8 protein-coding genes are annotated in these 16180 nt (G+C 40.5%); 2 read left to right on the plus strand and 6 right to left on the minus strand.

Translation table 11 applies throughout. The annotated features are described in order from the left end of the window. Positions 1–181: 181 nt before the first annotated feature. The 3 genes from HLV59_RS16675 to rpsO form a co-directional block, all read right to left on the minus strand. Positions 182–1393 carry a magnesium transporter CorA family protein gene (locus HLV59_RS16675; RefSeq protein WP_057104867.1) on the minus strand — a complete coding sequence of 404 codons (1212 nt, stop codon included), beginning with the start codon at positions 1391–1393 and terminating at the stop codon, positions 182–184. Between the two features lie 85 nt (positions 1394–1478). Beyond that, positions 1479–3566 carry a polyribonucleotide nucleotidyltransferase gene (pnp, locus tag HLV59_RS16680; RefSeq protein WP_171067952.1) on the minus strand — a complete coding sequence of 696 codons (2088 nt, stop codon included), beginning with the start codon at positions 3564–3566 and terminating at the stop codon, positions 1479–1481. A 256-nt stretch (positions 3567–3822) separates the two neighbouring features. Then, complete coding sequence (rpsO, locus tag HLV59_RS16685) at positions 3823–4092, minus strand: 30S ribosomal protein S15 (protein ID WP_002114951.1); 270 nt, start codon at positions 4090–4092, stop codon at positions 3823–3825. Positions 4093–4302: 210 nt separating this feature from the next. Between rpsO and HLV59_RS16690 the strand changes: the two genes are divergently transcribed. Beyond that, a complete protein-coding gene (locus tag HLV59_RS16690; RefSeq protein ID WP_151748020.1) occupies positions 4303–5601 on the plus strand; it encodes a serine hydrolase domain-containing protein in 1299 nt (432 codons plus the stop codon). Between the two features lie 701 nt (positions 5602–6302). Here HLV59_RS16690 and recD read toward each other — a convergent pair. The 3 genes from recD to HLV59_RS16705 form a co-directional block, all read right to left on the minus strand. Beyond that, positions 6303–8054, minus strand: a complete 1752-nt coding sequence (gene recD, locus HLV59_RS16695) for an exodeoxyribonuclease V subunit alpha (RefSeq protein ID WP_171430401.1) — start codon at positions 8052–8054, stop codon at positions 6303–6305. Positions 8055–8162: 108 nt separating this feature from the next. Beyond that, positions 8163–11861 (minus strand): UvrD-helicase domain-containing protein, encoded by a 3699-nt coding sequence (locus tag HLV59_RS16700; RefSeq protein ID WP_171430402.1) that lies wholly within the window; start codon positions 11859–11861, stop codon positions 8163–8165. A 3-nt stretch (positions 11862–11864) separates the two neighbouring features. After that, entirely contained in the window at positions 11865–15500 is a 3636-nt protein-coding gene (locus HLV59_RS16705) for an exodeoxyribonuclease V subunit gamma (RefSeq protein WP_171430403.1), read from the minus strand. Positions 15501–15669: 169 nt separating this feature from the next. Between HLV59_RS16705 and HLV59_RS16710 the strand changes: the two genes are divergently transcribed. Beyond that, on the plus strand, positions 15670–16176 hold the full coding sequence (locus HLV59_RS16710) for a hypothetical protein (RefSeq protein ID WP_014208241.1): 507 nt from the start codon (positions 15670–15672) through the stop codon (positions 16174–16176). Positions 16177–16180 lie beyond the last annotated feature (4 nt).

Consider the following 16180-nt stretch of genomic DNA (forward strand, 5'->3'; position numbering starts at 1 on the left):
TGGGCGGCATGGATGCCGCCTTTTGGACTGCGGTAACATGGATGTACCGTCAGTCCAATAAAGGGTTTTGTTACTTTTGCCCAGTCAAAAGTAAGGACATGCCTATAAAAAAATATTTAACTAATCTCTATATTTGAGGCAATGCTAATAAATCGACTTTATTCATTTTTGAAAATTACTATTACTTTAACCGAGTAATCTTCTCTACTTCCTTCAAAGTCTGCTTAATCGGCTCATATTCCAAAAACCAAAACAAATTCATTCGATCTTGACGTTGTCGGTGAGCCAGTAAATCAATCACACTTTTTTCACCACGTCCCACCAAATGCTGTCGATAAAAATAGTACAAAAGCAAAATCGTACTCAGTAGCATGACGCCTAACATAATCCAGAAACCAATAGGAGATTTAAGCCCTGGAATAAACTCAAAGTTCATTCCATAAATACCTGTTAAAAGCGTAAGCGGTGCAAAAACAGCGGTGATAATGGCAAGAATCCGCATGTTTTCATTGGTCTGGTTTGCAATTGCAGAAAAGTGCAAATCAATTGCTGATTGAATAGCGTTACGTAGACGTAAAGTATGTTTTTGAATACGCTCAACATGACTCATCAAATCATTTACACGCACCAATAAAATATCTTGAGAATTACGTATATGACTACCGACCACATGATGGTAATTGTCTACAATTTCATCTCGAAATTCTTGTAAGGTTTCAATTTGCTCTTCACATAAATTTTCGACCTGTTGAAAGGCCATATTTTCATGGAATAGCTGATGCCATTGTTTGAAACGACGATTACCTTGCAATAATTGTTGTTGCCAATGCTCGACTCTTCTCGTCAATGGTGAGCGAATATCAAGATATCCATCCACCATACTATTTAAAAGACGCAAAGATAAATCTACAGGTGAATTCGGTAATTTACGGGTCTTATTCTGCTCTTCTAAGGTTTTACATAAAATGTTTTCTAGACGTTGAATATAGTTTTCAATCGACTTATTCCCCTGCTCACGCACGCTAATCAGTACATCAGGCGTCAAAATAAAACTGATAGGTGTTGTGGCCAATCCAAAAACACTGTCTTGGGAGTCTGCCTGTTTAATTTCATCATCAGGTGTAACCAACTTTTTAAAAATCAGCAGGTCATATTCTTCAAGCGTATCAAATGCACAAGGATGCTCAATATTCGCGATATCCCGCATATGAAATTCATTAATCACCACGCCTGAAAGCTGTTGAATTTTTTGTTGCCATTCTTCGTTATGGCTCACCACATCGGTTCTGACACTATCAATCCAGAAAAACTCCAGAACATGTTCACTATGCTGTTCACGGCTTAAAAAGACATAGCCGTCAGCTTGATGGCGATAAAAGTAATAAACCTGCATACCACAATGATCTGTTTTTGTATTACTTGCATCATGCCATAAAAAAAGTCCGCATCAAGCGGACTTTTTCATGTCACTGGAACAATTATGCTTGTTCAATGTCTTTCATAGTCAATTTAATACGACCACGATTATCAACATCAGCAACTTGTACTTTCACTTCCTGACCTTCTTTAAGAACATCAGTTACATTCGCAATACGTTCATTTGAAATTTGCGAAATGTGAAGAAGACCATCAGTACCCGGCATGATGTTTACAAACGCACCGAATTCTACGATACGGATTACTTTACCGTCATAGATCTTACCTGGTTCAACTTCAGCAGTAATGGCTTGAATCTTAGCAATTGCAGCTTTAGCAGCAGCTTTAGTTTCACCAAATACGCGAACTGTACCGTTGTCTTCGATATCAATTGCAGCTTTAGTTTCTTCAGTAATTTGACGGATAGTTGCGCCGCCTTTACCAATAACATCACGGATCTTGTCTGGGTTAATGTTAATAACTTCAAACGTCGGTGCATGAGCACTGATTTCAGCACGAGCACGTGAAATGACTTTATTCATTTCATTCAGGATGTGCATACGACCAGCAAACGCTTGGTTTAATGCAACTTCCATGATTTCTTCGGTAATACCTTCAATCTTAATGTCCATTTGAAGCGCAGTAATACCGTTTGCAGAACCTGCTACTTTAAAGTCCATATCACCTAAGTGATCTTCATCACCCAAGATGTCAGAAAGTACTGCGAAACGCTCGCCTTCTTTCACTAAGCCCATTGCGATACCCGCAACTGGAGCTTTAAGTGGAACACCTGCATCCATAAGTGATAATGAAGCACCACATACAGAAGCCATTGAAGATGAACCGTTAGATTCAGTAATGTCAGATACAATACGAATCACGTACGGGAAGCGGTCAGCAGCAGGAAGAACAGCTTGAACACCACGGCGTGCTAAACGACCGTGACCAATTTCACGACGCTTAGGACCAGATTCACGGCCAGTTTCACCTACAGAGTATGCAGGGAAGTTATAGTGCAACATGAAGTTGTCAGTTTTAGTACCAGCAAGGGTATCAACCATTAATGCATCACGAGTATTACCTAAAGTTGTTGTTACCAACGCCTGAGTTTCACCACGTGTAAATAATGCAGAACCGTGTGCACGATCTAATACACCAACTTGAACGTCGATACCACGAACAGTTTTAGTATCACGACCATCAATACGTGGCTTACCTGACAAGATGTTGTCACGTACTGTACGGTATTTAAGGTCTTCGAATAATTCATTTACTTCATCAGCAATACCAGTTTCGTCATTTTCTGGAACGAACTGAGCTACAGCTTCTGCATAAAGTGCATCAAGCGCTGCATAACGGTCTTGTTTAACCGCAATTGTATATGCTTCAGAAATTTTCGCTTCGAAAGCTGCTTTTAATTGCTCAAGAAGAGCTTCGTTTTTAGTTGGAGCAACCCAAGTTGATTCAACAGCACCAGCAGCGGCAGCAAATTCTTTAATCGCTTGAATTGCAATTTGCATTTCATCATGACCGAAAAGCACAGCACCAAGCATTTGATCTTCTGAAAGTTCTTTCGCTTCAGATTCAACCATCAATACAGCAGATTCTGTACCTGCAACCACAAGGTCAAGGTCACTTTCTTTCAACTGTTCGAAGTTCGGGTTAAGAACATATTCACCGTTGATTAAACCAACACGTGCGCCACCGATTGGACCACGGAAAGGAGTACCAGCAATAGACAATGCTGCTGATGTACCAAGCATTGCTGCAATGTCAGCATCCATAGTTTTGTCAGAAGAAACAACAGTTGCTGTTACTTGAATTTCGTTGAAGTAACCTTCTGGGAACAACGGACGAATTGGACGGTCAATAAGACGTGAAATTAAAGTTTCAGCTTCAGAAGCACGGCCTTCACGCTTACCGTAACCACCAGGGATACGACCAGCTGCATATTGTTTTTCTTGATAGTTAACTGTTAACGGGAAAAAGTCTTGACCCGCTTTTGCTTTAGGTTGAGCAACAACTGCAACTAAAACAGTTACGCCACCCATAGTGATTAAAACTGTGTTTGCTTGACGTGCAACGCGACCCGTTTCTAAAACGACTTGATGTTGACCGAATTGGAATTCTTTACGAACGATATTGAACATTGACATGTATTGTATTTTCCTAATTTTATTCTAGTGAGACCCCTAAGGTTTGGCATTCAGACTACACCGATTGGTAGATAAATGACAAAGCTTAGAAGCCATCACACTAGATCAATTATTTAAAAAAGTTAAACGCAAAGAAGGAGCGCACAAGCGCCCCTTCTAAAAATCACTTAACCTAACATTAAGTGAAACTCTCTTTTCAGCGATAAAGCATTGCGACATGCGAAATAGCGAAAACAAAGTGAAAATCGAATTAACGACGTAAACCTAAAGCACCGATCAAAGCAGTGTAACGACCGTGGTCTTTACCATTTAAGTAGTCGAGCAATTTACGACGTTGGTTAACCATACGGATCAAACCACGACGGCTGTGGTGGTCGTGTTTGTGAGCTTTGAAGTGACCTTGTAAATCATTGATTTGAGCAGTCAATAAAGCTACTTGAACTTCTGGTGAACCAGTGTCATTTTCAGCGCGAGCAAATTTAGCAATGATCTCTGCGCGGTCTGCATTAGTTAAAGCCATTCGATTTCTCCGAGATGCTTAAAAAAGTAAACGATATGAATCAGTTGAGGCAACTGACTGCCGTGCATCACTACAGCAAGTCGCCTATTTTAAGGTATCTATAGGTGGATTGCAAAATAGTTTTCAGTAACTTGTCATTTTAGACACTGACATGAAGACCTTAACCCTGCACACTAGCCTTGAATAAAAAGAAAGAAGCGCGAGGGACGTGTGAAAATTTTTTCGACCAACACTTGTCCAGTACCGGACAATATTGAGCAAGTCATTCGACAAAAAGATGAAGTTGCTGCTGAACAGGGTGGCATGAGTGAACACCAGATTCAAAAAATCTGGAAAAGTATAGAAGCACTATATAAAACCGGAAACTATCCACTCATTACCTTTTGTTTACGTAGGCAAGGTAAAATTTTGCTCAATAGAAGCATTGGATATGCCCAAGGGAATTCTCCGATGGGGCTTCAAGACAATGCGCTGATTGCAACACCAGATACCCCTGTTTGCCTCTTTTCAGCATCAAAGATGATCACAGCCATGTTGATTCATCTATTAGATGAAAAAGGTGAAATTAATTTGCTTGATCCCGTGAGCTATTACATTCCCGAATATGGTGTTAACGGTAAGCGCCGCGCAACGATCTTTCATTTGTTAGCACATCGTGGTGGCATTCCCTATATTGATGGCGATGTCACACCAGAATTATTATTTGATAAAGACGAAATTTTAAAACGTTTATATACTGCTCGCCCTGTGTCTCCCGCTGGTAATCACCTTGCCTATCATGCGGTTACGGCAGGTTATATTTTAGGAGAAGTCATTGAGCGGGTGACTGGGCAGGATTTACGTGACTTTGTGCATCAGACTATCGAAAAACCGATGGGAATGCCTTATTTCAACTATGGTTTAAAACCTGAATACCGTTCAGAAGTTGCCTTAAACTGTGCAACAGGTTTGCATCCTCGCCTTGGTACCGATCACTACCTTAACCATGTTTTAGGTGGCGGTTTACAACTTGCAGTTGATGTCACTAATGATAGTCGTTTTATGGACACCATTTGCCCAGCAGGGAACATCTATACCAGCGCAGAACAAGCTGGCCGATTCTTTGAAATGCTTTTAAGTGGTGGAAGCTACGGAGGTCAGCAAATCTTCAGTGAAAAAACTATTTTCAGAGCGACTCTTCCCACCACAGGCGTTAACATTGACCGTACATTATTAATTCCAATGCGCTATGCTTTAGGACCAATGTTAGGCAGCAACCCTGTAGGACTTTTTGGTCCAATGTCAGGGCAAGCATTTGGCCATTTAGGGTTCTCTAATATCTTATGCTGGGCCGATCCTGAAAGAGATATCAGTGTTTCTCTATTAACAACAGGCAAATCTGTAGTAGGTACTCACCTGCCTGCTTTAGCTAAAGTGTTATATCAAATCTCAACCCAATGTCCACGTATACCGAGAGATCAACGCCGTTCTTTATTTGGTAGCGATTCTCATGAGACTGACTTAGTGTAGAAGCAAATAAAAAACCCAAGCATTTCTGCTTGGGTTTTTTGCGCTGTAGTTTTTGTTTATCGTGTTATTACTGTTTTTATTGTCGTTGGTGAGATGCTAGCCACATCCTTCTTGTTGTTTTAACTCACTTCCGTTGTTTTAGTTTCTATTTCCTTATGTGATGTATTGTGACATATCCAATTATGAAGAAAAGTAGTATTTTTCTTATCATCATGTAAGTAAAAACGTACAGGTCTGTCTAATATTTGGCAAATGGCCCCTTTTAACATTTAACGTACAGTTCTGTATAACATTTAACTTAACAATTCACAGGAAAAATGCCTGTTTTAAAATCATATTACAAATAAATATATTGATATTATTGATTTAAATTTTTAGCAGAAAACATAGCGACGGCAGTGCTAGAAAGGAAACTTCTTAATACTTTTTGAAACGTGGTAAAAATTAGAATATAAAAAAGCCCTGTAGTCTCTCCCAAAACTACAAGGCTTAGCGGCTGTAAGTTTCCTCTTTATACACCTACATCATTGTAAGTTCGCAGTCTCTCGACTTAAGTAATTATTATTGTGCGATTTTGCCCGACATTCCGTGCCAAGCTCGTTGTGCATTTATAATCTCAAAAACACGGGGTGTACTCTAGCAGCAAATATCTCGAATCTATGTAAGCTTTTTCTTACAAGTGTAAAAATATTAAGTTTGTCTTAACGAACTAACCGATTAACTTTCTGAACTAAACCACTTTTTCGTGTAGTACGAACTGTAAATGCCTGTAATAATGCCTCTTGATGCACTAAAAGACTGACTACTTTCTTAGCTCGTGTAATCGCAGTGTAAATAAGTTCTTGGCTTAATAAGTTCTTTGCAGCCTGATCTAGAACGACAGCAGTATGTGTAAATTCAGACCCTTGCGATTTATGAATGGTTAAGGCGAAGGCACTTTGAATACTTTTAGGCAATCGATTTGCAGCGACCCATTTATTTAAACTTGGGAAATATACTTCAAACTGCTGTGGCTGAGTTCTATGTTCAAAACACAAACCAATGTCTCCATTTGAAATACCAAGCTGGTAATCGTTATAAGTCATCATTACCGGACGACCCACATACCATCCTCCAAGAGTCACGATTGATAACTGTTGCTGTAGCCAACGCTGTGCATATTGGTTTAACTGCTGCAAGCCGAACGGGCCATGACGAACAGCCGTTAAAATCCGATAATCATCAAACGCTTTTACTACATTTTGGGCCTGTTCAATCGAACGCTCTTCTTTTAAATAATTTTTTAGACTCTGTACATACCCTTGGAACCCGAGCATTAGCTTTTGATAATAGCTATCTAGGTCTAATTGATTCCCTTCTGATAAATATTCAAGCTGAACCACATCAGGCATATCTCTTTGTAAAAGTATGGGCTTTAATTCTGACACCTGAACAATATCAACTTCAAATCGCTGCAAAACTTCTACATGGTCTTGTTGATAGCTTTGTGCCTGAATAAATTTGGCCACTTGTCCAATCAATGCACCCTCAGCAAAACGACGACTGGTTTGTAATTGTACTCTGTTATCAGCCAACGCCTGTATTTGTTGTAAATCTGCAAGAACCGCGCCGACATCGACGGAAGCGAGCTGATTCGCATCTCCTAATAAAATAATTCGACAAGACTCAGGCACAGCTTCAAATAAAAGAGTAGCCAGATTTAAATCCAGCATGGAAGCTTCATCCACGACAATCACGTCATAAGGCAAAGGCTGTTTTTGATTAAACCGTGGTGTTTGGCTATGTCCCATCCCTAATAATCGATGAATCGTTTGTGTTCCCTGATTCCTTAGCTCTTCACTCACTAATCCAGACTCAAGCAATTTAGGATCATTAAACGAGTTCTGTAATGCTTCTTGCATTCGCTGTGCTGCTTTACCTGTTGGAGCAGCCATCGCCACACGAATATGCGGAATTGCCTGACTCAGCACAGCAATAATACGTGCCAGCGTATAAGTCTTACCTGTACCCGGCCCACCCGTAATAATACTCAAGCTTTGCCGAGCAACCATCTGTAAAGCTGCCTGTTGATGAGGATCGGTGAGTAGGTCTAGATAGTCTTCACAAGCTACAGGTTGAATTAATTGTTGCTTTAATCGACAAATTTGTTCTGCAAGTCGTTGCTCTAGGTGCCAATATCGGTATAATGCCAACCCCTGCTCATCGTAGACGCACGGCGCAACTTTTGAAGTTGCTTGATCGGCAGATATAGCAAGCTGACCAAGTGCTGCAATTTGCTCTGAACTGATATCAATACAGCTATCGCCTTGTAAGCTCGCTTCAATAAGCTGCTGCAAGTAAGAAGTGGTTTCTGGCACTTGCGATTGTTCAGTAAATGGAGCCTGATTTAAGAAGTTACTCCAAGTTGTTAACCAGCTTAAATCGGCTTGTTCAGGGCTGTTTAGATTGTCCACACACTTATCCACCTAGTTTTCCACACGCTTGTCCACATGGTTATAGACAGGCTTATCCACATGCCAAGTATTTGTTAATCTTCAAATTACGCATTTTATCAGCATTTTTCATGCAATTTTATCCTCAGCAAAATACCCCAAAATGGCATCAAGACGAAGAATAAACTCGACGCTAGGTTCCCAATAATAGTACCCCTGCTCCGCTTCACCATTCATACCACGTAAATAAAGATAAGTTGCCCCACCCAAATGTTGGTCAATCTGGTAATCCTGCATTTTGACTTGCAAATAACGATGTAACGCAACGAGATATAAACCTGCTTGTAGCCAATAACTTGCTAAAGACATACTTTGGGCAATGCTGTCGCTACGATAATCTGCAAGATCATCGCCTAAGTAATTACTTTTATAATCGGCAATGTGGTAACGCTGACCATCAAAATAAACCAAATCGATAGAACCATTAAGGTAACGCGCTGAGCGAGCTTCAAGTAATTCTGGCATATTCAACCCATACTCAGCGAAGAGTTGCTGAATACGAGTCATCGCTAATACCCGATCTGAGAGTGCCAAATAAAAAGGAAACTCTGACAAATACTGATCTTGTTGGAGCTGGTTTAATCGAAAGCCTTGATAAAGCGGTGTTCGCAAAATATCTTTTAACCATTCTGCAACTGACTGGTAAAGCAGATTTTCGGCATCTTCCTCTTCTGGGAAGCTCTCGTTATATTTACTGAGTAAATCTTGCCAAAGGCTACTATAGTCATTTTTAAAGCGACGACGTATTTCTATGACCCAGTCATCTGAACATTGAAAATCAATATGTTCAAATATTTCATGCAAGAAATTACCGGCAAGTGTTCCTCTAGGAAAGTTATTCTTTATCCAGTCAATCGGCTGAGCACTGATTGCTTCAGCAGTATGAATTAAATCCAACTCATCTTCTGCCAATACAGCATCATTGCTCTGGCTGGCCAATAAATCTGTGCCCGTCTTATGTTTTAAATGCTGTGCCAAGTAACTGAAACTGGTTTTCCCTCTCGAATAAAAACGTTGTTCAGGAAACCGTTTTGCTTGTATTTCGATAATACTTGTTTGTTCGGCTAAATGAATTGCTTGTGGAATCTGTTCCAAAACCATTTCATCCGTACAGCAATGGTGCTGAAAAGGCTCATTCCTATTTTTCCAAAATGCGAGGCCTGATACCGATTTACCATCGAGATCTTGTAAAACAGCATAGACGCGATGGCTTGCTCGCGTTAAAGCGACATACCAAAGACGATTCTGTTCAGCGAGCGCTCGCTCCTCATGTTGCTTAAGTTCAATCTCATTCAAATAAGTTTTGTCAGCAATTGCAACGACACGTTGAGTCAAAGTCTGGTTTGAGTCTGGTTTGACAATATCTTGGGTCGAAAAATTGAGTGTTTTATTATTTTCTCGAAAGGGCTTATCTGCACCTAATAAAAATACAATCTTAAATTCCAGCCCTTTTGACTGGTGAATTGTCATGAGCTGAACACCAGCTTCGCTCGATAATTTACGTTCTAACTCCCAATCACGGTCAAGAGGAGAACGTAGCTGTTTGAGATACCAGTGATAAAGGTTCTGAGCACCTGAGTATTTTTCACTATGCTGACTCAAAATTTCAGTTAAATGACGTAAGTTCACCACAACCCGTTCATTATCTTTACTTTGAGCTGCAACCAAATTTTGCCATATATCAAACTGGATGAGGCATTGTTGCCATGCCACTAAAAAGCCTTGAGCGGACCACAACTCTCTAATCGTGTCAAAACCAGTCATAAACTGGCTTAACCCTTCGACTGTTTGCTCAAGTTGCAAGAGTTGTTTTAAATCCATGGCAAATAGACGGCTAATTAACGCTCGTTTGACTTTTGCCTCATCGTAAGGATGAAGTATGGCCGTCAACAAAGCACCCACGTCTTGAGCAATCGTGCAATCGAAAACACTTCGTTTTGATGGACGATTAACCCGAATTCCTAAACGTTCTAGCTCAAATTGAACTTTATCGAGGCCATCATGATTACGAGACAATACCGCAATATCATCTTCGTTTAAGGTTTGAGTCTGAGCATCTTTTTGAAAATATAGTTGTCCAGCATGAGACTGGTTAAGTAGATCTCGAATCTTCCATGCAACTTGCTGAGCCTCTGTTTCTTTATCTTTGAGCATCAACCAGCGTAAAGGGTGAGGATTATGATTGTTCTGCTCAATCAATACAGGATGAGGCCGAGTTCCTGCTCGAATTGGGTCATATTGAACTTCTTCACCAAAGTCGACTTGCCTTTGAAACAAGGCATCGACCACTTCAACCAGATCAGCAACAGAACGATGGTTATGAATTAACTTATATTCACGACCATGCTTGGCTTGAATATCTTTATAAGCATTTAAGAAAGTGAGCATATCCCCACCGCGGAAACCGTAAATTGCCTGTTTACGGTCACCCACCATAATCATGCAACCTTTTTTGTAGCGCTCTGGATGGCGCCAAATGCTCGCCAGCATATCGTCTTGATCTTGGTTAGTGTCCTGAAATTCATCAACCAAGATTAAGGGATATCGAGCCTGCACAAATACAGCAAAACGTTGCCCCTGCTCACCTTTTAAAGCTTCAGAAAGTGTACGAATTTGCTGAGAAAAAGTAGTCTCACCTTTATTTTGCAAAACCTGTGGTAAGCGTTTTTTAACCTCTACACATAAATAGGCTTTTAAATAAATATGAAGCTGGTCGAACTGCTCGGCGTAGTTTTTCAGTACGCCAAATAGCTGTTGAATCTGTTGAATACAGGGATGTTGATAGAATCCATCTGAAATTTCAGCAGGACATTTCTTAAAAACTTTTTGATCGGCAATTTGGCCTAAAAACTTAAAAACAAGTTCTCGTTGTGCGGCTAATGACCCGTCAAAAACTAAAATAATGTCGCTTTGCTTTAGAACTTGTAGTAACTGCGGTAAACATTCACTAAATAGTTTATTAAATGCCCCATTTCTAAATACTGTCCCGCTCACATGTTTATAGTGCTCGCCATCAAGCAGGTAATATGCTTCTAAAAGGCTGATATCAATTTCTGTCGCTAATTGTTTGAGCTGGGCAAGTTGTTCAAATTGAATAGTTGGTTTTTCGGGAAGTTTAAAATGAGCTGAACTAAAATTCAGTGAGTCTTCGACCGGTTTAACAAAACTATCAACACTCTTAAGCTCACCTGCCAGATATAAAGCATCAATCACGGTTTGAGGTTGAGACTGTATCCATTCACGCAAAACATCATGAATCAGTTGCCGACTATAAGTTTTGGCATCATCGGTAATTTGAGCGCGTTCAATTTTTCCACTTTCAAAGGCAAACTCTCGTAATAGTTTTTGGCTAAAGCTATCGAGTGTCCCGACAAATAACTCGTCTAATTGATCTATAACCAATTTTAAACGTTCGCACGCATAGGCAATACGGGTCGCGAAGTTTTTTAAAATGTGCTGGAGTAATAAGTCAGGTTCTTGCTCTGCCTGCGTAAGTAATTCTTGTTCTGTAAAACTACGCTTGGCATCTAAATAACGGTACGTTTCAACCAAACGTGCACGAATACGGCTTTTTAACTCGGCAGCAGCAGCACGGGTAAACGTGGTCGCAATGACTTGTCTAGGCAAGTATTTTTCAAGAAAGATACGGACCATCAAACTTGATAAGGTATAGGTTTTTCCTGTACCTGCCGAAGCTTCAATTAAATGTAAGCCACTAAATTCAATATCAATAATAGGTTGATAAGACACCTGTACTCTTGAGTTCATGCCTTACTCCGAATGTTGAAATTGAAAAACCGGATGATACAGATCATACGCAAACTCATCACAAGCATGTTGAAGTAAAGCCTGTGCATCTTGTTCTTGTAAAATAAAACTCCAGTCTTGATGCAACTTGCAAGCTTCATTTTGAGTCATATCCATCGTGGTAAATGACCCTGTTTCATTCCAGTATTTTAGCAGCTCAGCATAGCTCTTCTCATCCAGTTTTGCTTTTTCGGCCTGATTTGTTGTTTCCCACTGATATGCTTTAGCTTTTTCTAGCGGCTTTAATAATAAGGCTGCTGGTAGAACCAAAGGTTGTTGCTGTGCATGGCGCCAGATTTTAAACCATGGCTGTAAATATTGCCGAGCTTGCTCAGAACTTATGCCACTACAAATCACAATTTGATCGCTAAAAACCACAATACGGCGTTTTTCAGCCCCTGCACTTCCTTCATTTAAGTAAGCTAACCAAAGTAGATATTCTAACCAGACTTTAGCACGTCTTTTTGCCCGAGCGCTTGAAGGCTCCATACTCACCCAATCCCGAGTTTCAGATTTCGGAACTGTAATATTCATATGCAGCTGTTTAGCAATTCGCCAAATACGCTGAGTGGTTTGTGTCACTGCTGGTGCATAATGGTGAAGACGTTCAAGCAAACATTCTTGCTCAAACACACCTTGTTGCCATGCACTATATTTGACTTTACCTACAGGCAACTGATCAATTAGTACTTCAGGTTGTGCTTGCTGTTCAGATTGTTGTAAAAAATGTCGGATCGCATAACGCCTTAAACCATCTAATAATAACGGTTCATTTTGGTCGAGCACTCCGACACTTCCTAAGTTTTCTACCCCTAAAGTTTTCAAATATAACCGTGCAGGGAATGTCACATCCTGTATCCACTGCTGGCTCTCTAAAACCAGCATGTCCGGTGCTTGTAGCGGATAGGTTGTGTTCGTCCAAGGTTGACGGCTTCCTGAAACTTGCTGAATTTGTGAAGCGATCTTAAACCAGTGGTCTTGGTAGCGAATAACACTTTTTTCTACAGTAAAACCTTTCGGGTCGAAGGGCTGTAAATCATGTAAGTGATAGAGTTGTTTTAACTGTGATGGAATCTCAATTCCTTCAATAACGACACTTTCAGATACACCATCTTCAGCTTTCACGATCAACGCAAGATGTTCACGAAACTCTTGAAGAATACTGGAAGGTTCGCGCACCTCGCCATCGTTCACATCAAAGCCGTTATAAAACAGCCATAAATTTTCTTGGGCTAATAATAAAGCATCTAAAAAAGCACCTTGATCATCTTCAAGTCGAGAGCGATCGCCTAACTGTTGGCGCAGTGCATCCATCAAATCAAATGGAACGTGTGTATCACGGTTTGGAAATTGCCCTGCATCAAGATTTAGCATAACCATTAAACGATAAGGTAACGGTCGAATGTGTCCAATTTGGGCAAAGGTAATTTGCCCTGTCGGTTCAGCTTGCGCACTTTGACTTTCTAATGTCCGTTGAATTTCTTCAATAATATAAGGCAGAGGCAAGGTAATTTTGCGCAAAGTTCCTGTTTCTGTCTCGGCGTAATAACTTGCGAGCGTTAACATTCGTTCTTGTTTTTTAACAATTTCCCGCACAGCCTTTAAAGCTGCAACACCGACCTGCTCAAATTCAATAATATCCTTGCCCAGCACTTGGAGCCAATATTCAACCGTGTAGACTTTTCCTTGTTCATGCAGAGTCAGCCAATCACGGCGCTCATTCAAATCTTGATAAATCTGAATGAGTGTACCCACCAACTCGAAATCGCTCGTTTGAACTTTGGCATAACTCAACACCTGATTGAACGTTGCATGTACAGGCACAGCAATACCAAGAGCCAATCGCTCTAAGGCAAATTTAAAGCTATATCGGTAATCGTCATCCCCTTCACATAGACTGCGTTTGAGATGCTCTGCATCCAGCCCTCGTTTAAAGCCCGCATCGGCAAGTAAATTTAAAATTCGCTCAACCTGAACATATTCAAGTTCGTAACGTTGCTGAGTCGCATGCAAACTTAACCAGTCAGCAAAATCATCAAAGCAAAAACGCCCCTGCATCAGTTGAATACGTCCAATTACGGCACGCCAAGCATTAAGTGCATCGAGTGATGCAACACCGGCGATTTTCACAGGCAAATGCACACCTTGCTCAGTGGCAGTAGCGGGAAATACACTTCGAATTAATGGCTCTATATCAGCCAAATTAGGAACTAAAACTAAAATATCGTTTGGACGGCGCGGCTGCTCATGTGGTTTAGCCAACCAGCCAATCAACTGCTCTTTTAATACTTCAAGCTGACGTAAAGTCGAATGACAAACATGAATCTGAATCGAGTCATCGTCTGTGGCAAGCTCATATTGTTTCGCTTCTGGTTCTACCAAATGTAAAATATCTGACTGAACTTTACCGAGTAAACTTTCAGGAAAATCATCCACAAAAGCATCCACCCACTTACCTTCTTCGCCCGTAGATAAATTTGATAATAGTGAAAAGTGGTCGCGGGCTTGTTTACCCAATCTGGTTAAAAGCGGATGTCTAGACTCACGCGCTTCAGCATTAAAATTGAGTGTGAATTTATTAAAGAAATCGCTAATTTCAGCATCAGTAGCCTTTGGATTTTTCGCAATAAAACGCTCTTTTACCCCTAAGTCATAACGCTGTTTCCAGAGTGGATCGACACTATCGGCCCAATATTCTTGTGAAGGGTTATAGTGCAAAATCAAGACATCAATATATTGGCCTAAACGGCGCAAGAACTGTAACTGACTTGGCGGTAAATCTAGCAACGTAAAGATCACCACTTGATTAGGTAATCTTGAAATAGCACGCTTACCACGGTCTGGATGATCTAACTCTTGCCAAAACAACGCGTCAATTTGCTGCATTTGCAAAAAATCATCATGAAAATGTTGCTGCCACAACCAACGCTGCCAACGCTCTAGCTCCTCAGTTTGATGTAATGCAAAAGCAGTCACTTCTTCATCTTTCTGCACAATATATTTTTCAATATCGAGTGCTCGGCCCTGTCCCCAAGCAGACAACCAGTTTTCCGGACAGGTACAACTATTTTCACAACCACGCTGGCACTGTCCACGATAAATCATATAGTTGCTAAATAGATCGGCAACCTGCTCAGCGACCCAATACAGCATTTTTTGTTTTTTTAATTGTTTATCTATGCCTTGTTCGAGTCGATCTGCGCTGTCATAAATACGCTGAACAATAGAATGTAAAGGATGCGACGTATCGATGCTTATCGTGTCAGGTTGAATAAATTCGTGCAAAGCCTGATGCACCCGCCATTTAAAAATCAAACGCGGGATGTTCGCTTTACGAACCTGCTCTTTATGCGCAGTTAAAACTTGCTGATAGGCAAACCATTGGAAACCTCGTACCCTTTGGTGAAACTGGTAATTGGCACTCATGCCTTGCTGTTCTGCAAGTTTTTGTATCAGCCACTGCTCGACCGCAGGACTTGGAACAATAAAATGTTGGGTTTTCAAAACCTGTAATGGATGCGTTGAAGCTTGAGATGTAGACGCCAATACACCTTGCAACAACACATCAATACGTTGACTTTGAATAACATGGATCCCCATTTATTTCATTTCCTGCTTGCATAATTTATGCACAAAATCATAAACATTCATTACTATACAACTGAATCTGACTATGTCACGTTGGTTTAAACACAGCATAATTTAACTTAAGGTGTCACTTACACTTGGTTTGAATGACGCCATCAAGAAACTTATACAGGTAGACATTATGAAAATTGACAAGATTCCTGACTATATTGATCCTAGCCTAAATCTGGAACAAATTCGCGATGAGTGCCATGATCTCATCAAAAAAAGAGCTTACGTCTCAGCTGGAGCGGCGATCGTGCCGATTCCTTTCTTTGACGTGGTAGTAGATTTGGGAATTTTGTCTCACCTGATTCCAGATATCAATTCCCGTTTTGGTTTAGCACCTGAACACGTGAGTGTCTACGACCCAAAAACTAAAACAATTCACTGGGATGAGCTACGTAAACGTGGTTTTGAATTTTCAGGCTTTGTAGTGGCACGTACCACCGTTAAAAAAACATTTAATGGCTTTTTTGGCAAAATCGTAACGAAACAGGTGACTAAATTTATACCGCTAGGCGGACAAATTGTAGCAGCAAGTTTAGGCTATTTCATGATGAAAAAAATAGCAGAAACTCATCTGAATGACAGTTATAACCTTGCAAAGCGTATTCAGCAAAAAAGCCGTAGCACTATTGTAAATTAATATA

This window comes from Acinetobacter lactucae, from assembly GCF_013122135.1.
In the GTDB taxonomy this organism is placed as follows: Bacteria; Pseudomonadota; Gammaproteobacteria; order Pseudomonadales; family Moraxellaceae; genus Acinetobacter; species Acinetobacter lactucae.

Coding starts and splice junctions, on each gene's coding strand:
- HLV59_RS16675 (WP_057104867.1), bottom strand. CDS start 1,393: ATGCAGGTTTATTACTTTTATCGCCATCAAGCTGACGGCTATGTCTTT.
- pnp (WP_171067952.1), bottom strand. CDS start 3,566: ATGTTCAATATCGTTCGTAAAGAATTCCAATTCGGTCAACATCAAGTC.
- rpsO (WP_002114951.1), bottom strand. CDS start 4,092: ATGGCTTTAACTAATGCAGACCGCGCAGAGATCATTGCTAAATTTGCT.
- HLV59_RS16700 (WP_171430402.1), bottom strand. CDS start 11,861: ATGAACTCAAGAGTACAGGTGTCTTATCAACCTATTATTGATATTGAA.
- HLV59_RS16705 (WP_171430403.1), bottom strand. CDS start 15,500: ATGGGGATCCATGTTATTCAAAGTCAACGTATTGATGTGTTGTTGCAA.
- HLV59_RS16710 (WP_014208241.1), top strand. CDS start 15,670: ATGAAAATTGACAAGATTCCTGACTATATTGATCCTAGCCTAAATCTG.